The sequence below is a fragment of the Hyalangium ruber genome (assembly GCF_034259325.1).
GTDB classification, from domain to species: domain Bacteria; phylum Myxococcota; class Myxococcia; order Myxococcales; family Myxococcaceae; genus Hyalangium_A; species Hyalangium_A rubrum.
Map to the genome: position 1 here is coordinate 214,747 of NZ_JAXIVS010000012.1, position 23,139 is coordinate 237,885.

Sequence of the window (23,139 nt, forward strand, 5' to 3'; positions counted from 1 at the left end):
CTCACCAGCGCACGGGCAACGCGTCGAAGCCGCGGAAGACCAGGCTGTTGCACTTGATACGGGGAGGCCGCTCTTCGTCCAGGCGCAGCCCCGGCATGCGCCGCAAGAGCGCTCCGAAGGAGAGATCCAGCTCGCGGCGCGCCAGGCCTGCGCCCAGGCACAGGTGCGGCCCGAACGCGAAGCTCAGGTGCTTGTTGTTCGCGCGGGTGATGTCGAAGCGGTCCGGCTCCGGGAAGACGGACGGATCGCGGTTCGCGGCGGCGATGCCGAGGAAGACGATCTGCCCACGGCGGATGCTCCTCCCGCGCAGCTCCAGATCCTCGATGGCGATGCGGTGCATGAAGGGCACGGCGGGGGCGTAGCGCAGCACCTCCTCCACCGCGGACATGAGGAGCGTGGGGTTCTCTCGCAGCTTCTGGAGCTGCTCGGGGTGCGTGAGCAGGGCATGCACGCCATTGCTGAGCTGATCGATCGTGGTGACGTGGCCAGCGGTCAGGATGAGGATCGCGTTGGCGACGAGCTGGTCCTCGTCCATGCGGCCCTCTGCCTGGGCCTGGATCATCATGCTGAGGATGTCCCGGCCCGGGGACTTGCGGCGCTCCTGGGCGAGCGCTCCCAGGTACCGGGCCAGGTTCCTCATCGCGTCATTGGCGCGCAGGGCCGCCTCTTCCATCCCCTCCACGGGCGAGCCGAAGAACCGGGCGATGCAGTTGGCCCAGATCTGGAAGTCCTCGCGGTGGGCCACGGGGATGTCGAAGAACTCCATGATGATGAGTGAGGGCAGCGGCTCCGAGAAGTCCAACACCAGATCCATCCGCCCCATGTCCTGGACGCGATCCAGCAACGTGTCGACGACCCGGTGGATCATCGGTCGCCAGCCATCGAGCGCCTGCGTGGTGAAGCCCGGGTTGGTCTGACGGCGCAGGCGGGAGTGCTCGGCCCCGTCCTTCATCAACATCTGCTGACTGGCGTAGTGCAGGTAGTCCCGGACCTTGTCGGTCCCTACTCCGCGCAGTTGCTGCTCGACGACGAGCTGGGTCCGCTCGGCGCTCAGGCGCGGATCCCGGAAGCAGGCCGCCACATCCTCGTGGCGGGTGACGAACCACGCTTGCAGCGTGTCCGACCAGTACACGGGCTCCGACTCGAGCAGGTGCTTGTAGAGAGGGTTCGGGTCGAGCAGGTTCTCGGGACTGACGACGTCGAGCGCGATTTTCTCTGCGGCAACCGTCATGTGGACTCCCCCCTGTCAGCGGTGAATTTTCGGCCGAGGTTGCCTCCGGAACCCATAGCCCTGCCGGACAGGGTGGGAAGTGACTGGGTCACGAAGAAGACGGCAAGCCCGCCCCTGCCCGCTCGGCCGCACCCGAGGGCCACCCATCCAACCGGCCAATGCGGCGCGTAGGTTCTCATGAATAGAGAAGTCATGGGGGACACAAACATGAGCAACCTTGAAACAGTCCAGTCGATCTATGCCGCCTTCAGCCGAGGCGACGTCCGCTCGATCCTCGAGCACCTGTCCGAGGACGTGGAGTGGGAGTACGGGGTCGCTCCGAACGATGTGCCCTGGCTGCAGGCGAGGCACGGCCGCTCCGGTGCGCTGGAGTTCCTCCAGAGCCTGCAGGCGCTCGAGTTCCACACCTTCGAGCCGAAGACCTTCCTCGAGGCGCCAAGGCTGGTGGTCGTCCTGGTGGACATCGATCTGGAGGTCAAGGCGACGGGTCAGCGCATCGCCGAGAAGGAAGAGGTCCACATCTGGCGCTTCGATGAGACGGGCCAGGTGGTCCGCTTCCGTCACGCCGTGGACAGCTACCAACACTCCCGGGCGCTGCGGGCAGGCACCGCGTCGGAGTCCACCGGCTCCACGGGCGACTTCGCGCTGCCATGGGGTCCGACCCTGGCTTGAGGCCGAGCCGCTCTCCGCGTCGAGCGCCCCGTGACAGGCGGTCAGTTCCCCTTGGCCTGGGAGCGGCGGGAGAAGCGCAGAATGGAACGGAAGAGCTCCTCCACCGCCTCGGCCTCTAGCCCCAGCTCCGCGGCCCAGGCGCGCCTCTCCGCGAGGAGCGATTCTTCTCGCGCCGGGTCGAGCACCGGGCGCCCTTCTCGTGCCTTGGCTCGGGCCGCCCGCTGTGCCAGCTCGGTCCTGCGGGCCAGCAACTCCATCAGCTCTCGATCAAGCTGGTCGATGTGCGCCCGGGCCTCGGTCAGCTCCGGCGAGCCCGCCTGGGGGGCTGGAATCGCCATGTGCCCTGCTTCCTGAGCGCTCGACTCGGGGGGCAGGCGCTCCAGCTCCCCGTGGATCTCCTCGAGGGCCTTGAGCAGGTGGCTCCGGGCCTCCGAGGCGAAGGGGTTCTCTCGCTGGATGGCGGCGAAGAGGTGCCCGGCGTCCGAGCGAACCACCTCGATGGTACGGGCCAGCGCCTTGAAGCTCGCGGGAGCGAACGGGACATTGATGCCCGTCCCCGCGTCGATCATCCCCTTGGCCACGAAGAACGTGAGGGCGTGAGTGTGCGCCATCACCCGGTCGTGGTTCTCGGGCGTCTGCTCGACGATCTCGCAGCCCAGCCGCTCGTAGAAGCGGCGCGCTCGCCCGGCGGCCTCTGGGTGCTGGGGGTTGGGGCAGATGACCACCCGAAGAGGCCGCTCGGCCATCGCCAGGCTGAGCGGGCCGAAGAGTGGATGGGTGCCCACCCAGGGGACCTTGGTGCCGAGCACCTCGGCGAGCGCCTCCACCGGCTTCACCTTCACACTGCCCACATCCATCACGAGCTGCTCAGGTCGCAGGTGCGGACGCAGCGCTTCGAGAACGGAGTGCAGTCGCGGCACGGGAACAGCTACCACCACGAGCTCCGCCCCCGCGACCAACTCTGGAAGCGAGGTGACACGGTAGGGCTCTGGAACCTCGGAGAACGGATCCAGGGCCCGGTAGCTCATGCCGGACTCCACCAGGAGCGTGCCCAGCGCGCGACCGAACCGCCCGTACCCCACCAGCGCAACCTGCGTCATGTGGCACCTCGTACTCGATCAATTCGCCGTCCGGGTGCTCAGCGCGCTGACGGGGCCGGCGGGCTGAGCACCTTCATGGTGCCGCGGGTCACGCCGAACTGCTCGTGGACCGCCGCGCGCCGGGTGGCCTCGGCCGGGGTGAGCCGGCCCGCGAGCAGCTCCTGGTAGGCCGCCAGCACCCGCGCCGCCTCCTCCTGGGACTCCCGCACGAACTCCACCCGGAAGCGCCGTACCCCGCTCTCCAGCAGCCGGGGCACCAGCGAAGCCGCACTCTGGGCCTGGGCGTTGAACACCGTGTTGCGGCAGCCCACGTCCACGATCACCGGGTGGTCCAACCCCAACCTGTCCCGCAGCGAGATCTGGTGCTTCTCACACGGCCGTCCGCAGGTGCGGAAGTCACGCCCGTTGGACAACGTGTGCGAGTACACGCAGTGCTCGGTGTGGAACGTGGCGATGTGGTGGTGCAGCGCCACCGTGAAGCGGTGCGCCGGTGCGTTCGCCAGCAGCGCGGACACCTGCGTCGCGTCCAGATCGTGCGAGCACGTGAGCGTGTCCAACCCCAGCCCCAACAGGTACGCGGCCGTCAGCGAGTTGGTGACGTTGAGCGAGAAGTCCCCGTGCAGCACCGGGCGAGGCTGGCCCGCCGGACGCTCCAGGAAGTGCATCATCGCGCCCCAGTGGCGCACCAGCACCGCATCCGGGCGCAGCCGGTCGATGCGCTGGTCGTAGCCCTCCTCGCCCGGCTTCTGCACCCGCACCGTCGCGATCGTCACCCGCAGCCCCGCCGCCTTCGCTCGCTCCACCGCCCGCTGCAACCCCACCAGCTCCATCCAGTCCAGCTCTACCTCGGGCAGACCGGCGGCGATGACCGCCTCGAGCTGCGCGTCGTTGCGGCACAGGGGAATCAGCCGCGCGCTCTCCTCTGCTGGAGCCGCGGGCACCCGCTCAGAGAGCGAGACGCGCGTCGACTCGAGCACCGGCGTCTCGATGACCGTCCGGCGGTAGCCGCGCTCCACCGCCGTGGTGAGCTCCGTCACCAACTGGCGCCGCAGCGCCTTGAGCTCGGAGACCGGCAGGTGCAAGCCCGGCGTCAGGCCCGACATATCCAAACCCGCGAGGCGGAAGGTCGTGCCTCCAAACGCCCCGAGCTTGTCTCGCAGCAGCGCCTCATCCAGGCCTCCCGCACGCGCAGGGGTCAGCGTCCCCTGGCTGGAGGCCGAGGACTCATGCCCCCAGGCGCTGGCCTGCACACGCAGCACTGCGCCCTCCGAGCCCGAGACCTTCAGCTCGAGAGGGATGCGGCCCTCCGGCTCGCCCTGCGCCAGCAGCCCCTCGACGCGACGCACCATGGACGGATCGCTGTTGAGCCACACGCGCTGCCCGGCCGCCACGCGCCCCAGATCCGGACCCGGGTGACCAAAGCCCAGCACCCACCCATCGCCCTGACGCTCCACGCGGAAGATGGGGCCGCCCGGCTCGTTCTTGTCCTCCGGATGGCCCGCGTCGAAGACCACGCCCATTCCTGGACGGGGATCGATCGCCTCGGGCGCGGGCTCTCCTTCCAGGGGCGAGGCCACCTTGCCAGCAGGAGCCTCCGGGCGCTCCTCGCCCAGCCCCAGGGCGCCCGTCCACGGACGCTCATCGGGGACGATCCACACCTCCTTGCCGGAGATGGACCGGACGCGGCCCAGGTACAGCCCTCGGTGCTTGGGGAAGCGGCCCTCGACGAGCGTCTGGTGGTCCGAGCCCGCCAGGAACCCATTGGAGAAGCCACGGCTGTACGCCAGCGACATGTCCGCCAGGTCCCGCTTCAGCCGCGCCTCGTCCGGCGCCCCCGCGAGGATGCTCTCCACCCAGCGCTGATAGCCCTGCACGGTGGAGGAGACGTACGCCGGGCCCTTGAGCCGACCTTCGATCTTCAGCCCGTGGACGCCGATCTCCACCAGCTCGGGCACCGCGCGCACGCCCGCGAGATCCTTCGGGCTGAGCAGGTACTTCACCTCGCCCAGCTCCCGCGTCTCCCCATCCACCACGAGATCGTACGGCAGGCGGCAGGACTGGGCGCACTGGCCCCGGTTGGCGGAGCGCCCACCCCACGCCTCGCTCGTCAGGCACTGCCCGCTCCAGGACATGCACAGCGCGCCATGGATGAAGACCTCCAGCTCGACATCCGTCTGCCCGGCCAGCCGGCGGATCTCCGCCACGGAGAGCTCACGCGGCACCACCACCCGGCAGATGCCCAGCCCCTGGGCGAAGCGCACGCCCTCGGCGCTGGAGATCGTCATCTGCGTGGAGGCGTGCAGCTCCAGCTGCGGGCAGAGCGCCCGGGCCAGCAGCGCCACGGCGGGATCCTGGATGATGAGGGCGTCGATACCCGCCGAGGCCGCTCCCCGCACGAGGTGCTCGACGATGGGCAGCTCGGGCTCGAAGACCAGCGTGTTCAGGGTGAGGTAGGCACGAGCCCCCGCGCGGTGGATGAGGGCCACCGTCTCCGGCAGGCGCTCCAGGGAGAAGTTCTCGGCGCGGGCCCGGGCGTTGAAGCCCTCGTCCAGCCCGAAGTAGACGGCGTCCGCCCCACTGGCGAGCGCGGCCTGGAGGGACTCGATATCTCCCGCGGGAGCAAGAATTTCAGGGCGGCGGGCAGGCATGGCTCCTCCTTTAACACGCTGCGGAAGCGAACCCCGCTCGGGAGGCTCCGAGCACCCCGCGCTCTCGCCCCCCTGCTCACCGGGCATCTTCGACTCCCAGCCGGTCCGCGCCATAGAATCCAGCATCGCGGAGAGCAAGTGCTTTCGGCGCTCCCCGTGAAAGCCGCCAGCCGAGCCAGCCAAGAAGCCCGTGCGGACCCCCTGGATTGTCCGGCATGCTTTCATCTCGGGGGCTCAGTCGGCAAAAGGGCGTGAAGGAGACCCGCGTTTTGACATTTGCCAGTCCTCCCATCCGGTTCCTGCTCTACCCCCTGCATGGGGAGATGCGGGCACACGTCCGGGCGGAGTTCTTCGGCAAGGTGTTATCCCAGCGGGTCGGCCGGCCCGTGCTGGTGGAGATCTCCCGAACCTATGAGCAGGTGGCCCAGGAGCTGGCCGAGGGCCGGGTCGACATGGCCTGGGCCACGGCGGAGCAGTGCGATCACTTCGCCCCCCAAGCCCGCGCGGTCCTGCGCGCGGTGCGCTCCGGACGCTGGTACTACTCCGCCGCCTTCGTCTGCCGGGCGGACACCCCGCTCACGCTCGAGGGCCTGCGGGGCTTGCGCGCCGCCTGGGTGGATCCGCTGTCCACCGGTGGGCACCTGCTGCCCAAGCGCTACCTGGAGTCGCGGGGACTGAAGCCCTCGGAGCTGTTCTCCGAAGAGCACTTCCATGGCAGCTACCGCGCGGCGATGCAGGCGGTGCTGCGCCGGGAGGCGGACGTCGCGACGATCTTCACCACCCACCCGGACACGCACACCGTCTACGCCGGCCTGACCGAGCGGCTGGGCCCCGACGCGCGCCTGCTGTACCCCTTCGCCTTCACCGAGCCGTGCCTCGCCGACGGGCTCATCCTGACCTCCCACCTGTCGGAGTGGGAGGCCTCGACCCTGGCCTCGGCGATCACCGCCATGAGCAGCGATGAGGGCGGGATCGAACCCCTGCTGGGGCTCTTCTCCATCGAGGGATTCGTCCCGGCGACCTCCATCCACGTCCAGATGCCCCGGCTGCGCCCCGCCCGGCGCACCGAGTACCTCGTGGCGGACATGGACACCGAGGATCGCTGCCAGCGCCTGTGGTCCTCCACCGGCATGGCGTTCGGGCGGAGCGTCCAAGAGGGTGAGGGGTCCAAGCTCCCGGAGCTGCTGCCTCCGGAGGCGGGCGTGCCCCTGGAGGCGCTCGTGCGCGCGGCGCGGGGCGGCTTCATCGGCGGGCGCATGGAGCTCCGCATGGAAGTGTCCGGAGAGATGCGCGTGTACGCCGCCGAAGTCACCCCGCGCATGCTGGACTCGGGTTCCCCCGCGCCGAACATGGCCCTGCTGGTGCGCGACGTCACCGGACAGCAGGCGCTGGAGACCGAGCTGTACCGGCTGGCCTCCTTCCCCCAGCTCCACCCCGAGCCGATGCTGGAGTTGGAGCCCGAGGGCGCCCCGCGCTACGCCAACCCCGCCGCGCACGCCGCGTTCCCGGATCTGCTGTGGCGCGGGGTGAGCCACCCGCTGGTGGAGGCGGCGCTCGACTGGGCCTGGCACGGCGCGCAGGGAGAGGGCTCTCCGCAGGTGCAGGTGGCCGGCCGCTGCTGGGAGCTGGTCGTCTCGCACCTGCAGGACATCGGCGTCATCCGCGTCTTCGCCAAGGATGTGACGTCGCGCAAGCAGCTGGAGGCGAGCCTGCTGCACGCCGATCGCATGTCGGCGCTGGGCAAGCTGTCGGCGCGCGTGGGCCACGAGATGAACAACCCGTTGGCCTTCGTCATGTCCAACCTCTCCTTCGCCCGCGAGGAGATCCACCGGCTGAAGGCGGCCCTGACGGGCGCCAAGGAGCGCGTGAACCCCCAGGACATCGAGGAGGTCATCGACGCGCTGGGCGAGGCCCAGGAGGGCGCGGAGCGGCTGAAGGAGATCGTCCAGGACCTGCGACTGCTGGCGCGAGAGCCCCCACGGCACCGAGCGCGGGTAGAGTTGCAGCCCGTGCTGGAGGACACGCTGAAGCTGGTGCGCAACGAGCTGCGCCACCGCGCCCGGCTGGAGAAGGACTTCCAGCCCGTGCCGCCGGTGGAGGCGGACGAGGCGGGGCTCGCGCAGGTGTTCCTCAACCTGATGCTCAACGCCGTGCAGGCCATGTCCGAGCACGATGCGGTTCGCAACGTGCTGCGGGTGACCACCCGCACCAGCCCGGACGGGGAGGCGATCGTCGAAGTGCGGGATACCGGAGCGGGGATGACGCCCGAGGTGCTGTCGCGCCTCTTCGAGCCCTTCTTCACCACCCGTCCCAACAGCGTGGGCATGGGGTTGTCGGTGAGCCACGCCATCGTGACGAGCCTGGGCGGCAGCCTGCACGCGGAGAGTCAGCCCGGCGTGGGCACCCGCTTCGTCCTCGTCCTGCCGGCCGCGTGAGGGATCGATGCTGCGCTGGCTCCTCCCTACCCTCGTGACCCTCGGATGCGGCCTGCTGGCCATCGGCTGGGGGCTGGTGAGCCTGCAGCGCATCTTCGCCCAGGAGACCGAGGACGCCCGCGCGCAGCTTTTCGCCCGCCGGGACGAGCTCGAGCGCTACGCCATCGAGGCCGTGCGGCAGAAGCTCACCCAGAAGCTCGCCGAGAGCGCCCCCAGCATCAAACGCGCCGCCGAGGATCCCCTCGCCCAAGCCGATGGGCTCTACCTCGGCTTCCGGGAGTATCAGTTCCTGCCCCGCCTCTCCCGCCCCAGGCCCGGGGCACAGACCCCCGCCCAAAGGATCCACGAGGAGCTCGCCCTGTTGCTCCAGGCCGCCTCGGCTCCAGAGCCCTGGCAGGAGCGGATGAACCTGCTGCGCGCCATCGAGGCCGCGCTCGCCAGAAAGGAGCCTGAGCGCGCCGAGGAGTACCTGGAGGCGCTGCTGCGCTACCGGACGGAGCACCCCCTGCATGCCTCCCGCGAGATTCCCTTCACCGTGTTCGTCGCGGAGCGGCTCCAGCGCGGCCCGGACACGCCGGAGCTCGTGCGCCGGCTCATCACCGGCGAGCTCGCCGATGAGTTCGGAGGGATCGCCCAGGGCGCCGGGCTGCAGCGCGACCTGCTGCGGGAGTGCTACCGCTTCACCCAGCCGGACTTCGACTTCCTGAACGAGCGGATCCTCCGCCTGAGCTGGCAGATGGGCGAGCCCACCGAGGACTTCGAGGCACGCGTCCAGGAGCTCGGGGCCGGCGCGCTGGTCATCCCGGCGAAGCTCAGCGGACCCACGCTCATCGGCGAGCGCTGGTACCTGGAGCCCGATGGCGAGGTGGTCCGCGGCATCGCCGTGCAGCTCGAGGACCTGCTGCCGGTCGTCTCGCGGGAGATGCGCGAGCGGGCGCTCTTCGACGCGGAGGACGAGGTGCGGTTGGGAGACCTCGACCCGGTGCAGCCGCTCTCGTCGCTGAAGCTCGCGGTGGTCATGCCCCGGTGGGCCGCCACGGAGAAGGACATCACCCAGCGCTACGGGCTCAAGACGGTGCTGGTGGCCATCTGCGGCGCGCTCGCGGTGGCCATCGTGGTGCTCGCTGGGCTCGCCCAGCACCGCAAGTACCGCTTCCTGGAGCTCAAGAGCGACTTCGTGGCCACCGTCTCCCACGAGCTGCGCACGCCCCTGGCCTCCATCCGACTGTTGGCTGAGACGCTGGAGCGCAAGGCCCGGAACACGCCCGAGGTGCGCGACTACCCCGCGCGCATCATCCAGGCCACCGACGGGCTGCACTTCCTGGTCGAGAACATCCTGTCCTTCAATCGCATCGACAAGGGCCGCTGGGCGCCCCAGTTTGCCCAGGTGCGACTGGAGGAACTGGTGGGCACGCTCCGATCCGATCTCGCCGGCGCCACCAGCGTCCCGGTGCAGCTCACCTCCGACGTGGGCGAGGTGGAGCTCACGGCGGACCCGTCCCTGCTGCGCCTGCTCTTCTCCAACTTGGGGCGCAACGCGTGCGCCTACAACCACCGTGCCCCGGTGGAGATCTCTCTGCATGCCCACGCCGTGCCCGGCAAGGGCTGCACGGTGCTCTTCGGGGACAACGGCATCGGCATCCCCGAGCGCGAGTGGGAGAATGTCTTCCAGGACTTCTACCGGCTCAAACACCCCGGGCCCGAGGTACACGGCAGCGGGCTGGGGCTGGCGCTCTGCCGAAGGATCATGCACGTGCATGGAGGCACCCTGCGCATCGCCTCCTCCAGCCCCCAGGGCACCACCTTCGCGCTGATCTTCCCGGAGCCGCGCCGATGACGACCCAGAGTTCTCAGCCCTCCTTCCGCCCCGCCATCCTCGTCGTCGAGGACGACCCGAACCTGCGGCTCGGCCTGCAGGACAACCTCCAGGACGAGGGATTCGACGTCGCCGTCGCCTCCAACGCCCAGGACGCGGAGGGGCTGCTGCGCGCGCGCACCTTCGATCTGCTCATCCTCGACGTCATGCTCCCGGGCGAGGACGGCTACTCCCTGTGCCGACGGCTGCGTGCCGGGGGCCTGCAGAGCATGGTGATGATGCTCACCGCGCGCACGCTGGAGGACGACATCGTCCGCGGCTTCGAGGCTGGCGCGCAGGACTACCTGACCAAGCCCTACCGGCTGCGGGAGCTGCTCGCCCGGGTACGGGCCCTCGTGCGCCGGGCCGGTACCGCTCCGCCCCAGGTGCTGGGCTTCGCCAGCTTCACCCTGGACCTCGTCCGCCGCGCCCTGGCCCGGGCCGATGGGAGCATCGTCGAGCTGACCCGCACGGAGTTCGATCTGCTGGCCTTCCTCGTGCGCCACAGAGACCGCGCCCTCACCCGCCAGGAGATCCTCGACGCGGTCTGGGGACAGGACGTGGTGGTGGACCCGCGCACCGTGGACAACTTCGTCTCCAACCTGAAGAAGAAGCTCGGGTGGACGAGCACCTCGGGCTTCACCATCCACACCATCCGCGGCGTGGGCTACCGCATGGAGATCGACTCCGTGACGAAACCATGACGGAAAGATGGACGGCCCACGGCCATCGGCACGCCGCGATTCCCTACCTTGAGGGTGCGTGGACAGGGGCGCTCTAGACGTCAGCCCACGCCGGTGAGGGGCCGCATGGTGTGGCCTTCCCCGGTAGGAGCGCCGGTCTGTGGGAGGCCAGGATGTTCCAGTCAGTCGTCGATCAGCGAGGGTGGCGTTCCGGTCGTATCGGTACAGGCGCGGGGGTGTCCGTGCTGGTGCATGCGGGAGTCTTCGCCGCGGCACTCTTCCTCTCGGCGGGGGCCGCGAAGGAGATCACCCAGGAGCCGCCCGAGGTCGTCTTCAAGGTGGCCCCGCCGCAGCCTCCCCGGGGAAACCCGAACCCCTCCACCCCCAAGCAGGTGGCTCAGCCCAAGCCCAAGCCCAAGCCCAAGAAGTTCACACAGCCCAGCGTCATCCCCCCCACGCCTCCGCCCGAGGTCGAGCCGGCCACCACGCCCGAGCCGGATCCCGTGGACGATCTCCCCTACATCGAGGGCAGCGATCCGGACGGTGTGGATGAGGGCGGCGTGCCCGGCGCCAAGGTCATCACCGGCCTGGAGCAGGCGCTCACCGCCCTGGAGCCCACGGGCGACGAGACGGTCCCCTTCGGCCAGGGCATGAAGCCTCCCAAGCTGGTGTCCGGCGCCCCCATCCAGTACACGCGCGAGGCGCTCGAGGCCAGCGTGCGCGGCATGCTCGTCGCCAAGTGCGTCATCACCCGCGAGGGCGAGGTGGAGAACTGCAAGGTCATCAAGGGCCTGCCGCACATGGACGTCGCGGTGCTCTCCGCCCTGGAGACGCGGCAGTACAGCCCGGTGATGTGGCAGGGCAAGCCGATCAGCGTCTCCTATATGTTCAACATCAAGCTGGAGATGCCCCGCTAGTCACGGGGCCCTCGGCGGCGGCGCTCCTCTCAGAAGGAGAGGAGCTTGCCCCGGATGCGCCGGCTCCCCTGCTCCGGCTCGGTGTCGTAGCGCGAGTGGACGACCAGGGACTGCCGGGCGCCCGCCGAGGCCAGGGACAGGCCCTCTTCCGAGGTCCGCACGTTCCGGGTCACCAGGAAGCCCTCCGGAGTGATGACCCTGCCCGAGGGCGTCACCTGCGTGGCGTAGATGTCCCAGACCGTGTCATCGCGGTGGTCCGCCCAGGCCGTCACGTAGGACGTCCCATCGAACGTCACCGCGGGCACGTACTGGTTCGTGGCGTCGGTGCAGAGCGCCAGCCCGGAGGCGTCCAGCACCTCACCGCCGCTCGACACCCGCGCCCCGTAGACGTCGGCATTGCCCAGGCGGGAGTCCGACCAGGTGACGAAGTAGTCCTTCCCGTTGGACGCCACCGCAGGGGCGTACTGCTCCTGGGTCTCGCGGGAGACGGAGAGGCCCGTGGGCTCCAGGACGCTGCCCTCGTTCGTCACCCGCGCCCCCACGATGTCCCAGCTCGTGGCGGCATGGTTCTCGGCCCAGACGACGAAGTAGTCGGTCCCGTTGGAGGCGGCCCGGGGCCCGTAGTGCTCCACGAGGCTCGAGGAGATGGGGATGCCGCTTGGATCCAGCACCTCGCCGCCGCTCGATACCCGCGCGCCATGGACATTGCCCTGCGCGTCGGGATCCTGCCGCCAGGTCACCAGGTAGTCCGTCCCGTTGGAGGCCACGGAGGGGCTGTCCTGGAAGTCGGAATGGCCCGAGATGAGGAGCCCCTTCGAGTCCAGCACGGCGCTGGCGCTGTCACCCGCGCCAAGCACCCGCGCCCCATGGATGTCCCAGTTGATGTCGCGGAAGTCCATCCACGCCACGAGGTAGTCCTTCCCGTTGGAGGCCACCATCGGCGACTGCCGCTCGCGCGGCCCCTGGGCGATGAGCAGCCCCGCGGGATCGAGCACTCCGCCCTGCAGCGCGACGCGCGTGCCGTAGATCTGGATGCCCTCGGCCCCCGTCTCCGTCCAGACAACGAGGTAGTTGCTCCCGTTGGAGGCCACCGCGGCCTCTGTCTGGTGGAGCGCGGTGCTGTTCACGGGGAAGCCCTCTCCCGGGGTGATCGTCCCCGCCAGGGAGACCCAGGCACTGCGCAGCTCGGTCACCGCGCCCGAGATGCACTCCCAGGCCAGGAAGAAGCCCGCCTCGCCCACCGCCACGCTCGAGTTCTGGCAGTTGCCGCCACTGTCGGAGAAGACGCCGTGGGTCTTCGCCACCACGCCCGAGGTGGACACCTGACGCCCGAAGATCTGCCGCGTCGAGTTGGCGGTGTCCCACTCCGTCCACGTCACGTAATAGTCGCTGCCCCGCGAGGTCACCGCCGCATACGACTCGGTGCGGGTCGGGTGGGTGGCGATGGCGATTCCCGTGTGATCGAACACCTCGCCCTTGCCCGACACCCGCGCGCCGTAGAGATCGCGGCTGCCGGCGTTGCGCCAGTCCAGCCAGGCGATGAAGAAGTCCTCCCCGTTGGAGGTCACGACCGGAATGTTCTGGGAGCTCGGGATCGACACCGGGAAGCTCTCGCCATCGAGCACCTCGCCGTCGTTCGACACGCGCGTGGCGTAGGCGCGCGGATAGCCGTCACGCTCGTCCTCCCAGGCCACGAGGTAGATCGTCCCGTTCGAGGCGAGCGAGGGCGAGCGCTCCTGCAGGTACTCCCCGGCGCGGAGGGTGATGCTGGCGTCCTCCATCGGCAGGCCCGTCGTGCCCGACATCCGCCGGCCATAGATGTGCGTGTACCCATCGGGGCCCGTGCCCTGCCAGACCACCAGGTAGTCCACCCCGTTGGAGGCCACCTTGGGCGAGAGCTGGAACGTGGACTCCGACGCGATGGGCCGGCCGCCCGGGAAGGCGACCTCGCCGGCCGCGCTCACCGGAGTGCCATGGATGTTCCATTTGCCCCCCCGGTTGTCGTTCCACACGACGAAGAAGTCCCTTCCGTTGGAGGCCACATGGGGGGTGGCCGCTTCTCCGGGGCCGGTCGTCACGGCGATTCCGTTCGGGTCCAGGACGACGCCGGAGATCGACACCCGCGTAGCGTAGAGATCGAACAAGCCGCCGCGCCCACTCCTCCAAACGAGGAGGTAGTCCTTCCCATTGAAGGCCAGCACGGGATGGGTCCGCACCTGGCTGTCAGCGGGCGTCCGCCGGCCATCGATGATCATCTCGTCCTGCTCCGGCCGGGAGGCGGCGCGCACCTGACGGATGATGGCCTCCACGTCGAACGGCACCTGCTCGGCGCCGGAGATGGCGGCTGACGGGAGTGCGGCCTCCGCGAAGGGCTCCCCCTCGCCCTGGCAGCCGATGCCCCAGCCCATGGCGATGACGACCGCTACTCGCAGAATAATCCGGTGAATCTGTAGTCCGAACACTGCCCCTCCTGGAAAAATCGATACCGAGTGAATTTCGTGGGGGCGCCATCGCACGGATCCGTACATCTAGGAAAGGGGGTGTGTCCTCCAGGGAACAGAGTTTCGCCCTGCGGGGATTAGCTGGATTTTCAAGAAGGACATGTTTTTTCACTTTGACTGGGTTACTATCGAAGTGCCCCCATGACCCGGTCGGCCATCCAGCAATGGGCGGAGTCCTTCGCCGAGGCGCTCGTCCGGCGCGCCACGCAGTTGGGCGCCTCGCACCGAGACGATCTGGGCAGGCGTTCGCGGGAGATCCTCACGCGGCTGCAGAGCGCCGTGCTGCGCTTCGAGTCCCAGAACTTCGGCGGTCCGGACCTGAGCTGGGGCCGGGCGAACGAGCAGGACGTGGCCGCCCTGCCCCGCCCTCCGGTGTCCTCGGGCCGGCTGGTCTGCATCCCGTACTACGTGCACCACCACGCGGAGGTGTCCGAGGCCTGGGACTACGGCTCGGGGGTGGCGTTCATCCACGATGAGGACGAGGTGGCCGCGGTCAGCTTCGGCCGGGGGCGTCGGACGCTGTCCGTCTCCCTGCACGAGGGCGAGGCGCGCATCGGCTTCGGCGGAGACATGCCGTTGATCGACGACGTGCCCGGCCTGGACACGCTCGCCCCACCTCCGCAGAACGTGCTCCCTCCCTTCTGGGCCCTGGCGCGCTGCATCCTCGGCGTGGAGGGCTACGGCACCTGTTTCCTCGAGGGCCACCGCGTCTCCGCCCGCTGCATGAGCCCGGAGGCCAACATCATCTCGGTGTTCCGCCGCGCGCTCGGGATGCACATCGAGAACGAGTACGGCGAGTCCTCCTGGCACGACCACGTCTACTGCGCGCTGGCCTGGACGCCCGAGGCCCTGGAGCGCTGGCGCCGGCTGCGTGAGCCGGCGGTGCGCGCGGGCGTGGGGGATGCCTGCCCCATGTGCGGGGGCCGGCTCGAGGACGCGGAGCTGCTCGCGGCGCCCCCGCCGCAGGACCCCTCCGGCTTCGTGCGCCTGCGCTGCGAGGTGTGCGCCACGCTCTTCCGCTCCTCCAGCCGACGCGGCGTGGACCTGGGCTCGGGGCGGCTGTCCTACGTCAGCAAGAACCTGTGACTCACCCCTGCGTGCGGTGCGCGTCGGTGAGGCACTGCACCACGAGCGCCGTCCACCCCGTCTGATGGGTGGCGCCCAGGCCCCGGCCGCTGTCCCCGTGGAAGTACTCGTGGAAGAGGACCAGCTCGCGCCAGTCCGGCCCCTCCGCGAAGCGTGGGTCCTCTCCGTGGCAGGGCCGCCGGCCCGTGGCGTCCGGCAGGAAGAGCCGGCACAGCCGTGAGGACAGCTCTCGCGCCACCTCGGCCAACGTCATCATCCGCCCGGAGCCCGTGGGGCACTCCACCTTCAGGCTGTCTCCATAGAAGTGGTGGTAGCGCTCCAGCGCCTCGATGAGCAGGTAGTTGAGCGGGAACCACACGGGCCCGCGCCAGTTGGAGTTCCCTCCGAACATGCCGCTGTCGGACTCGCCGGGCACGTACCCGACGCGGTGCGCCTCGTGGCCCACGCGGAACACGAAGGGCTCCTCGGCGTGGACACGCGACAGCGAGCGAACGCCGTAGTCCGAGAGGAACTCGCGCGGATCCAGCACCCGCCGCAGCACCCGCACCAGCCGCTCCCGCGAGGGGATGGCCAGCAGCCGGTATCCGCCGGCCTCGCCTCCCTCGGGCGCGGCCATGTACGAGATGTTGTGCGCCAGGTCCGCCCGGTTCTCCAGGAACCAGCGCATGCGCTTGGAGAAGCCGGGCAGTCGCTCGATGAGCCGATCCGACAGCACCTCGGCGGCGAACAGGGGCACCAGCCCCACCATCGAGCGCACCCGCATGGGCACGTCGTGCCCCTCCAGCCACAGGTGGTCGTAATAGAAGCCGTCCTCCTCCTCCCACAGGCCGCTACCGCCCAGGTGGTTCATCGCGTCGACGATGGCGACGAAGTGCTCGAAGAACTTGGAGGCGATGTCCTCGTAGGCCGGGTCCTCCTGGGCCAGCTCCAGCGCCATCGAGAGCATGGTGGTGCAGAAGAAGGCCATCCACGCGGTGCCGTCCGCCTGGTGGAGCTGGCCTCCGGTGGGCAGCGGCTTGGAGCGATCGAAGACGCCGATGTTGTCCAAGCCGAGGAAGCCGCCGGTGAACAGGTTGCGGCCGTCCACGTCCTTGCGGTTCACCCACCAGGTGAAGTTGAGCAGAAGCTTCTGGAAGGTCCGCGCCAGGAAGAGCCGGTCGCGCCTGCCCTGCGTGCCCGTCATCTTGTACACGCGCCAGCACGCCCACGCGTGGACCGGCGGGTTCACGTCCGAGAACTCGAACTCGTACGCGGGGATCTGCCCGTTGGGGTGCATGTACCACTCGCGCAGGAACAGCACGAGCTGCTCCTTGGCGAAGAGCGGATCGATCCGCGCGAAGGGGATCATGTGGAACGCCACGTCCCACGCCGCGTACCAGGGGTACTCCCACTTGTCTGGCATCGAGATGATGTCTCGGTTGTACAAGTGGCCCCAGTCCCGGTTGCGGCCCTTGAGGCGCGACGCGGGAGGCGGCGGCGAGTTGGGGTCCCCCTCCAGCCAGGGCTGCACGGCGTAGTGGTAGAACTGCTTGCTCCACAGCAGGCCCGCGTAGGCCTGCCGCGCCACCCGCCGCTCCTCCTCCGGCAACGTGCTCGGCAGCCGCGCGTCGTAGAACTCGTCGGCTTCGTGGATGCGCTGCTCGAAGAGGCGATCGAAGTCCTCGCCAAAGAGGACCTCGGGCCGCTCGGCCTCGGGGAAGAGCCGCAGCGAGAGCCGCACCGAGCCTCCCGCCGGCACCTCCAGCACGTAGTGGAAGGCGGCCTTGGTCCCCACGCGCTCCGGGTTCACGGCGTCCCGGCGCCCGTGGACGACGTGGTCGTGGAAGGCGTCCTTCACATGGCGGGCGCGGTTGGGCACGCCGTACAGCCGCTCCAGGTTCGTCTCGTTCTCGGTGAACAGCCGCTCGGGGAGCGCGCCGCCCTCGGGTGCCTGAGCGTGGAGCCGGTAGCGCCCCAGCGAGTCCTGCTCGGCGATGATCGCGTCCTCCCCCTCCGCGGACATCCGAGGCTTGGGCCAGTAGCCCTCGCCGGTGCGCCCCCAGGCCCAGGTGTTGCGGAACCAGAGCGTGGGCAGCACGTGGATCCGCGCCGCTTCCGGACCCCGGTTGGCCACGGTGATGCGGATGAGCAGCGCGTCGGGGCTGGCCTTCGCGTACTCGGTGAAGACGTCGAAGTAGCGCTCTTCGTGGAAGATGCCGGTGTCGACCAGCTCGAACTCGGGCGCCTCCCGGCCCCGGTGCCGGTTCTCCGCCACCAGCCGGTCGTAGGGGAAGGCTGCCTGCGGGTACTTGTAGAGCCCCTTGAGGTACGAGTGGGTCGGCGTGGAGTCGAGGTAGAAGTACTCCTCCTTCACGTCCTCGCCGTGGTTTCCCTGGGGGCCCGACAGGCCGTACAAGCGCTCCTTGAGGAACGGATCCTTCTCGTTCCACAGCGCCAGCGCGAAGCACAGCCGGCACTGCCGATCGGTGACGCCTAGCAGCCCATCCTCGCCCCAGCGATAGGCCCGGCTCCGAGCGGCATCATGCGGGAAATCCGTCCAGTTGTTGCCCTGGGCAGAATAATCCTCACGAACGGTACCCCACTGGCGCTCCGAGAGGTAGGGCCCCCAGCGCTTCCAGTTGGAGGAACGACGCTCATCCTCGGCCAGGCGGCGCGCCTCGGCGCCGAGCCCCCGTGTCTGACTCATGGCGCGAACCATAGATGAAGTGAGACGATACAGGCGCACGCCGTATGTCGACCTCTCTGGTTTCCTCCGACAGCCCGGCCTCCGAGGCCGAACCGCGTCCCGCGGAGACGGGCCCCCTGGAGCAGCGGGTTCGAGAGCTGGAGGCCAAGGCCCGGAGTCTGGATGCCATCAACCGGCTCGCGAGCTCGCTGCTCCATGGCCAGACGAACGTGGATGACATCCTCTGGGACGTGGCCCAGGGCGTCGTCGCCCACCTGGGGCTGGAAGACTGCGTCATCTACCTGTTCGACGAGCGGCGCGAGTACCTCCTCCAGCGAGCGGCCTTCGGGCCGAAGAACCCCCGGGAGCGGGAGATCCTCTCGCCCATCCGGATCAAGCCCGGCACGGGCATCGTCGGCACGGTGGCGCTCACCGGCAAGGCCGAGATCATCGCCGACACCCGCCGGGACGCGCGCTACATCCAGGACGACCAGCAGCGGCTGTCCGAGCTGGCCCTGCCCATCTTCTTCCGCGACCAGGTGATCGGCGTGCTCGACTCGGAGCACACGCAGGAGGGCTTCTTCACCGAGGAGCACCTGCACACCCTCCAGACGGTGGCGTCCATGACGGCGGCGCGGGTGAGCCAGGCGCTGCTCGAGGAGCAGCTGCGCGACGCCAACCGGCTGCTGGAGGCACGCATCATCGAGCGCACGCGCGAGCTGTCCGATGCGCAGCAGCGCTCCGAGCGGTTGCTGCACAACGTGCTGCCCCACAGCATCGCCGAGCGGCTCCAGCGCGGGGAGCACGCCGACGCCGAGCGCTTCGAGGAGGTCACCGTCCTGTTCGCCGATCTGGTGGACTTCACCCGCTGGTCGGCGCCACTGCCGCCCGAGCACACCGTGGAGATCTTGAGCCAGGTGTTCACCGAGTTCGACTCGCTGACCGAGCGCTACGGGCTGGAGAAGATCAAGACGATCGGGGATGCGTACATGGTGGTGGCCGGGGTGCCCTTGGCCCGCGTCGACCACCGCGAGGCGATGGCCTCGATGGCGCTCGACATCCTGGAGACCATCCGCCGGCTGAGGCGGGTGCTGGACGCCTCGCTGGACGTGCGGGTGGGGATGCACAGCGGCCCCGTGGTCGCGGGCATCATCGGCACGCGCAAGTTCGCCTACGACTTGTGGGGCGACACGGTGAACATGGCCAGCCGTCTCGAGGCCCATGGCATGAGCGGGCGCATCCATGTCTGCGAGCAGACCTCGGTGGCGCTGAGCGAGCGCTTCTCCTTCGAGCCGCGCGGAGAGATCGAGGTGAAGAGCCTGGGCCGGGTAAAGACGTGGTTCCTGACAGGGCGGCGCGGGTAGCCCGGACCAACATCGACACCCGATCCCCGTGGCTGTAACGTCCGCGCGCCCATGCGCCGTCTCCCGCTCGCCTCGGTCCTGTTCGCGGTCCTCGCGCTCTCGGGGTGCCACCGCGAAGTCCGCCCCTCCACCCCGCCCCAGCCCACCCTCTCTCAAGTCGCGGATGAGCTGTTCACCGCCATCGAGGGCGAGGGGGCCCTCACCAGCGTGCTCGTGCTGGATGCCCAGACGGGCGAGCCGCTCTACGCGCGCCGTGAGCATCTGCGCTCGCTGCCCGCGTCGACGATGAAGGTGGTCTCCACCGCCTCGGTCCTCGCCGCGCTCGGGCCGGAGTTCCGCTTCCGCACGAAGGTGTTGCTCGAGGGCACCCGGCAGGGCGAGCTCTTCACGGGCGATCTGGTGGTGGAGGCCTCGGGAGACCCCACCCTGGGCTCGTGGCGCTTCCCGGAGACGACGCTGACCTGCGACCAGATCGCCGAGGCGATGACGGGACGCGGCATCCGCAAGTGGCGCGGCGCGCTGCAGGTGCGCGGCCCCGACACGGGGCTGGATGGGCCGCTGGGCCCCGGCTGGGCGTGGGACGACGTGGCCTACTCCATGAGCGCCGCGCCCATGCCGTTCGTCTTCCGGGAGAACGTGGTCGACTTCTCGATGCTGCGCGCCGAAGGAGCCCCGTGCTCGGCGCAGCCCGCCATCCAGCTCACCCCCCGCTTCGCCCCGTTCTCCGCCGTCGTGCAGATCGACACGAAGGGCTCCCGCTCGGGCTTCGCCTGCCTGCGCGAGCACAACCCCTCGCGGACCCGGTGCGTGTGGCGCTCCACCGGCGGCTCGTGCCCGCGCGCCATGTCCACGCGCCTCGCCATCGATGATCCCCAGGCGCTCTTCGCCGCCTGCGTGGAGGATGCCCTCACCCGGCGCGGAATCACTCGCATCCCCGCCCCCCCGGCACCGCGCGACGCGGCACCGCCGCCGGTGAATGAGCCGCTCATCGAGCTGGTGAGCCCCCAGCTCGGGGAGATCGTCAAGGTGACGAACAAGGAGTCCCACAACCTCTACGCGGAGCGGCTGGCCCTGCGCTTCGCCCGGGAGCGCACGGGCAGCGAGGACTACGCGGCGCTGCGCAAGGCGATGGCCGCGGAGCTGACCCGCCGTGGCATCTCTCCCCGGGACCTGCGACCGATCGATGGCAGCGGCCTGTCGCGCTACAACCTGGCCACCGCGCGCGGGCTGGCGCAGCTGCTCTACACGAGCCTGAAGGAGCCCTACGGAGAGGCCTTCGTCGAGAGTCTGCCCATCGCCGGCGTCGACGGGACCCTGGGCAGCCAGCCCCTCTCCGCCGAGGCCCTGGCGCGCCTGCGCGCGAAGACGGGCACGCTCTCCAGTCAGAAGGCGTACGTCGGCGTCGCCGAGCGCCCGCACGACGCGGAGCATCCCCGCGTCGTCTTCGCCCTGATGCTGGGCAACATGGACGAACAGCCCGCGGTCTCCGCGGGCGGCGCCTTCCAGCGCTTCGCGGAGGCGCTCATCCACCTGCCCCTACGGTGAAGTCGCGAGCCGCAGCGCGGGCTCGCTCCGAGGCAGCGGCCTGGGCCCGAGCCGGCGGGCCGCGCGCCCGGCGAGCACGTCCGCCAGCGCCTCGTCGACGGGCAGACCCGGGTGCTGCACCAGCCACATGAACTCCCCCGAGGGGTTCACCTCCAGGAAGACGTGCCGCCCCTGCGGGGTGACGATGAAGTCGAACGCCCCGTAGTTGAGCCCCAGCGCATCCATCATTCCCAGCACCTGGAGCCGCAGCGACTCCGGCAGCGTGTAGGGCTGCCACGACCTGATGAGCGCCAGCCCCTCGCGCCGCCAGTCATTGCGTGCTCCCGGCAGTGCCTGCGAGTCGATGGCCGCCGCCATCACCTGCGTCCCCACCACCGTCACCCGCAGCTCCACTGCCTTGGTCACGTGCTCCTGGAAGGTCATCGGGCACAGGTCCAGCCCGTCCAGATCCTTCAGTTCCCGCGCGCCCAGGGGCGTGGTGAACACCACCTGCTCCAGCCCCTGCTCGTCATACACGGCGAACGAGGCCATCATCTTCGTTACCACCCCGCTCGGGCAGCTCGCGGCGAAGGCACGCACCGCCTCCGGATCATTGGTCATCAGCGTGCGCGGCACCTCCATCCCCAGCTGGCGCGCCAGCTTGAGCTGCAGCGGCTTGTGCTCCGAGCGCCGCACGTGCTCGAGCGCGTCCAGTTGGAAGACGCCCAGCGCGGCCATCATCCCGAACACCACGCGGCGGCTCTCCTCCACCGCCGGCTGGCGAAGCTGCGAGTCCAGGTCCCGGGGAATGCGCTCCGCGATCGCGCAGCGGCGGTACCAGACCGCCGAGAACTCCTCCAGCGCCACCTCGCCCTCGGGCCCGGAGAGCCGGCCTCTCCCGGCCTCGTCGAGCGAGAGCTGGAGTTCGGTGGGGAAGAGATCGGTGTCGAACCGGTAGACGCGCTCGCCGCGCGCCTCGAGAGCCCGCGTGACCGCGGCGGGTGCTTCGTTGTCTCGGGACCGGGTCACGATGAGGATGGCCATGGGCTTTCCCGTGGAGAGGGTTAGCGGGGGCGATCCTCGGCGAGGAGCGCTTCGGCCAGGGCCGCGGCGATGGGCAGGTCGAGCTCGTGCTCGATCATTCCCCACTCACCCCCAGGGTTCACCTCGAGAAAGAGGTGCCGCCCCTCGGGTGTGACGATGAGATCCACGGCGCCGTAGAGCAGCCCCAGGCCCGCTACCAGGCGGACCAGACGATCGGCGATCTCCACCGGCACCTCGCCCCGTGTCCAGCTGCATTCCCCGGCGCGTGCCCGTCGCCAGTCCACCTGCCCCGCGACCGAGCGCGAGGCGTCGATGGCGCCCACGAAGCAGCGTCCGCCCACCACGATCACCCGCAGCTCGCGGGCCTTGTCGATGCGCTCCTGGAAGATCATGGGGCTGTGGCGCAGTCCCTCCAGCGCCTCCAGGTCCTCGGGACCGATCGCGCTCGTGTACACGAAGGGCTGGTCGCCACTCATGGACTGGGTCAGGGGCGTCTGCATCTTGGCCACCATGCGCCCCCGCACCTCCTGGAAGAAGGCACGCACCCGCGCCGCGTCGTTCGTCACCAGGGTGCGCGGCACCTCGAGCCCCAGCGCACGGGCCAACCGGAGCTGGCGCAGCTTGTTGCCCGCCGCCAGCCCCGCTTCGAGCGGGTTGACGAAGCGGCAGCCCAGCGCGCCCAGCCCGTCCAGGAATCCTTCCACCGCCGCGTGCGACTCGCGCCAGCAGCTCGCGCGCCACTCGGGATCCAATGTCTCGTCGAGCCGGGCCGGCACCAGCCGCCGCAGCCACGCGCCTCGCACGCGCTCTCCGCGCACCTCGCCGTCGGCGGTGTGCAGCACCACCTCGCCTCCCTCTCGGCTCAACGCCACCGTCAGCTCCAGCTCCGAAGGAAAGCGGTCCGTGTCCACGCGCAGAGGATGCCCCCCGCGCCGTGACACCTCCTGCGCCACCCGGTCGACCGTGTAGTGGTCACCGCTGTGCGTGAGGAGCAGGACGATGTCGCGGGCGGGGGGCATGGGGACCTCGACTTCCGTCACTTGCAGATGTCCTCGTCGCTGTCCGAGGGGTACTTCAGGGTGAAAACCTCGTCCTGGTCCGAGGGAGCCTTCCGGGTCACGCCGATGCCTCCGGCGGCCTGCTCCAGTTCCTGCGCCTCCAGCAAGCGCGCGAAGAACGGCTTGCGTCCCTTCTGTGCCTTGTCCGTTGCGTTCTTCTTCATGTCCCTGCCTCCTGCCGCCTCTCCATCCAGCGGCTGAAAAGAGGAGCGCGGTTCCCAATTCGAGAACGCCTCCTCGACAGGGATCGACTGCGCGCATTCCGGGATGTGATGGCCCGTTCATCCGGTGGCCCGATCTCCTGCTCGCCTCGTGAAAGGGCGCGGATGTGGGCTCGACCGGAATGTCAGACCCAT

Annotated in this window: 16 protein-coding genes; 8 read left to right on the plus strand and 8 right to left on the minus strand. The window is 69.6% G+C overall.

Annotated elements, in window-relative coordinates; translation table 11 throughout:
- Position 1: 1 nt before the first annotated feature.
- A complete protein-coding gene (locus SYV04_RS30780; protein WP_321549531.1) occupies positions 2–1,231 on the minus strand; it encodes a cytochrome P450 in 1,230 nt (409 codons plus the stop codon).
- Positions 1,232–1,438: 207 nt separating this feature from the next.
- Here SYV04_RS30780 and SYV04_RS30785 point away from each other — a divergent pair, with 207 nt between their 5' ends.
- Positions 1,439–1,903: a nuclear transport factor 2 family protein gene (locus SYV04_RS30785; protein ID WP_321549532.1), complete on the plus strand. Its 465-nt coding sequence runs from the start codon at positions 1,439–1,441 to the stop codon at positions 1,901–1,903.
- Positions 1,904–1,944: 41 nt separating this feature from the next.
- Here the strand turns inward: SYV04_RS30785 and SYV04_RS30790 are convergent, their stop codons facing one another.
- Positions 1,945–3,003 carry a prephenate dehydrogenase/arogenate dehydrogenase family protein gene (locus tag SYV04_RS30790; RefSeq protein ID WP_321549533.1) on the minus strand — a complete coding sequence of 353 codons (1,059 nt, stop codon included), beginning with the start codon at positions 3,001–3,003 and terminating at the stop codon, positions 1,945–1,947.
- A gap of 38 nt (positions 3,004–3,041) precedes the next feature.
- Positions 3,042–5,651, minus strand: a complete 2,610-nt coding sequence (locus SYV04_RS30795) for a U32 family peptidase (RefSeq protein WP_321549534.1) — start codon at positions 5,649–5,651, stop codon at positions 3,042–3,044.
- A gap of 269 nt (positions 5,652–5,920) precedes the next feature.
- Between SYV04_RS30795 and SYV04_RS30800 the strand changes: the two genes are divergently transcribed.
- The 4 genes from SYV04_RS30800 (at position 5,921) to SYV04_RS30815 (ending at position 11,541) form a co-directional block, all read left to right on the plus strand.
- Complete coding sequence (locus SYV04_RS30800; RefSeq protein WP_321549535.1) at positions 5,921–8,086, plus strand: sensor histidine kinase; 2,166 nt, start codon at positions 5,921–5,923, stop codon at positions 8,084–8,086.
- A gap of 7 nt (positions 8,087–8,093) precedes the next feature.
- Positions 8,094–9,923 carry a sensor histidine kinase gene (locus tag SYV04_RS30805; protein ID WP_321549536.1) on the plus strand — a complete coding sequence of 610 codons (1,830 nt, stop codon included), beginning with the start codon at positions 8,094–8,096 and terminating at the stop codon, positions 9,921–9,923.
- Positions 9,920–10,645 (plus strand): response regulator transcription factor, encoded by a 726-nt coding sequence (locus SYV04_RS30810; protein ID WP_321549537.1) that lies wholly within the window; start codon positions 9,920–9,922, stop codon positions 10,643–10,645. Before SYV04_RS30805 ends, SYV04_RS30810 begins: the two co-directional genes overlap by 4 nt.
- 152 nt (positions 10,646–10,797) lie before the next feature.
- Entirely contained in the window at positions 10,798–11,541 is a 744-nt protein-coding gene (locus tag SYV04_RS30815; protein WP_321549538.1) for an energy transducer TonB, read from the plus strand.
- A 29-nt stretch (positions 11,542–11,570) separates the two neighbouring features.
- Here SYV04_RS30815 and SYV04_RS30820 read toward each other — a convergent pair whose 3' ends face one another.
- Entirely contained in the window at positions 11,571–14,003 is a 2,433-nt protein-coding gene (locus SYV04_RS30820) for a hypothetical protein (protein ID WP_321549539.1), read from the minus strand.
- 180 nt (positions 14,004–14,183) lie between these two features.
- Here SYV04_RS30820 and SYV04_RS30825 point away from each other — a divergent pair, with 180 nt between their 5' ends.
- Entirely contained in the window at positions 14,184–15,128 is a 945-nt protein-coding gene (locus SYV04_RS30825) for a hypothetical protein (RefSeq protein WP_321549540.1), read from the plus strand.
- A 1-nt stretch (position 15,129) separates the two neighbouring features.
- Here SYV04_RS30825 and SYV04_RS30830 read toward each other — a convergent pair whose 3' ends face one another.
- Positions 15,130–17,814, minus strand: coding sequence for an MGH1-like glycoside hydrolase domain-containing protein (locus SYV04_RS30830; protein ID WP_321549541.1), 2,685 nt, complete (start codon positions 17,812–17,814; stop codon positions 15,130–15,132).
- A 44-nt stretch (positions 17,815–17,858) separates the two neighbouring features.
- Here SYV04_RS30830 and SYV04_RS30835 point away from each other — a divergent pair, with 44 nt between their 5' ends.
- Together SYV04_RS30835 and dacB are read left to right on the plus strand one after the other, a co-directional pair.
- Positions 17,859–19,157, plus strand: a complete 1,299-nt coding sequence (locus SYV04_RS30835; RefSeq protein WP_321549542.1) for an adenylate/guanylate cyclase domain-containing protein — start codon at positions 17,859–17,861, stop codon at positions 19,155–19,157.
- Between the two features lie 51 nt (positions 19,158–19,208).
- Positions 19,209–20,702 carry a D-alanyl-D-alanine carboxypeptidase/D-alanyl-D-alanine endopeptidase gene (gene dacB, locus SYV04_RS30840; protein WP_321549543.1) on the plus strand — a complete coding sequence of 498 codons (1,494 nt, stop codon included), beginning with the start codon at positions 19,209–19,211 and terminating at the stop codon, positions 20,700–20,702.
- Here dacB and SYV04_RS30845 read toward each other — a convergent pair.
- From SYV04_RS30845 to SYV04_RS30855, 3 genes are read right to left on the minus strand one after another with little or no spacing between them, the layout of a single operon-like run.
- On the minus strand, positions 20,694–21,725 hold the full coding sequence (locus tag SYV04_RS30845) for an MvdC/MvdD family ATP grasp protein (RefSeq protein ID WP_321549544.1): 1,032 nt from the start codon (positions 21,723–21,725) through the stop codon (positions 20,694–20,696). The genes dacB and SYV04_RS30845 overlap by 9 nt on opposite strands.
- Positions 21,726–21,745: 20 nt before the next feature.
- On the minus strand, positions 21,746–22,744 hold the full coding sequence (locus tag SYV04_RS30850) for an MvdC/MvdD family ATP grasp protein (RefSeq protein WP_321549545.1): 999 nt from the start codon (positions 22,742–22,744) through the stop codon (positions 21,746–21,748).
- Between the two features lie 17 nt (positions 22,745–22,761).
- Complete coding sequence (locus SYV04_RS30855) at positions 22,762–22,947, minus strand: microviridin/marinostatin family tricyclic proteinase inhibitor (protein ID WP_321549546.1); 186 nt, start codon at positions 22,945–22,947, stop codon at positions 22,762–22,764.
- Positions 22,948–23,139 lie beyond the last annotated feature (192 nt).

What these genes read in the sequence shown, in the direction of transcription:
- SYV04_RS30835 (WP_321549542.1), top strand. Translation starts at nt 17,859, where the DNA reads ATGTCGACCTCTCTGGTTTCCTCCGACAGCCCGGCCTCCGAGGCCGAA.
- SYV04_RS30850 (WP_321549545.1), bottom strand. Translation starts at nt 22,744, where the DNA reads ATGCCCCCCGCCCGCGACATCGTCCTGCTCCTCACGCACAGCGGTGAC.
- SYV04_RS30810 (WP_321549537.1), top strand. Translation starts at nt 9,920, where the DNA reads ATGACGACCCAGAGTTCTCAGCCCTCCTTCCGCCCCGCCATCCTCGTC.
- SYV04_RS30815 (WP_321549538.1), top strand. Translation starts at nt 10,798, where the DNA reads ATGTTCCAGTCAGTCGTCGATCAGCGAGGGTGGCGTTCCGGTCGTATC.
- SYV04_RS30795 (WP_321549534.1), bottom strand. Translation starts at nt 5,651, where the DNA reads ATGCCTGCCCGCCGCCCTGAAATTCTTGCTCCCGCGGGAGATATCGAG.
- SYV04_RS30785 (WP_321549532.1), top strand. Translation starts at nt 1,439, where the DNA reads ATGAGCAACCTTGAAACAGTCCAGTCGATCTATGCCGCCTTCAGCCGA.
- SYV04_RS30805 (WP_321549536.1), top strand. Translation starts at nt 8,094, where the DNA reads ATGCTGCGCTGGCTCCTCCCTACCCTCGTGACCCTCGGATGCGGCCTG.
- SYV04_RS30825 (WP_321549540.1), top strand. Translation starts at nt 14,184, where the DNA reads ATGACCCGGTCGGCCATCCAGCAATGGGCGGAGTCCTTCGCCGAGGCG.
- dacB (WP_321549543.1), top strand. Translation starts at nt 19,209, where the DNA reads ATGCGCCGTCTCCCGCTCGCCTCGGTCCTGTTCGCGGTCCTCGCGCTC.
- SYV04_RS30780 (WP_321549531.1), bottom strand. Translation starts at nt 1,231, where the DNA reads ATGACGGTTGCCGCAGAGAAAATCGCGCTCGACGTCGTCAGTCCCGAG.
- SYV04_RS30845 (WP_321549544.1), bottom strand. Translation starts at nt 21,725, where the DNA reads ATGGCCATCCTCATCGTGACCCGGTCCCGAGACAACGAAGCACCCGCC.
- SYV04_RS30855 (WP_321549546.1), bottom strand. Translation starts at nt 22,947, where the DNA reads ATGAAGAAGAACGCAACGGACAAGGCACAGAAGGGACGCAAGCCGTTC.
- SYV04_RS30830 (WP_321549541.1), bottom strand. Translation starts at nt 17,814, where the DNA reads ATGAGTCAGACACGGGGGCTCGGCGCCGAGGCGCGCCGCCTGGCCGAG.
- SYV04_RS30790 (WP_321549533.1), bottom strand. Translation starts at nt 3,003, where the DNA reads ATGACGCAGGTTGCGCTGGTGGGGTACGGGCGGTTCGGTCGCGCGCTG.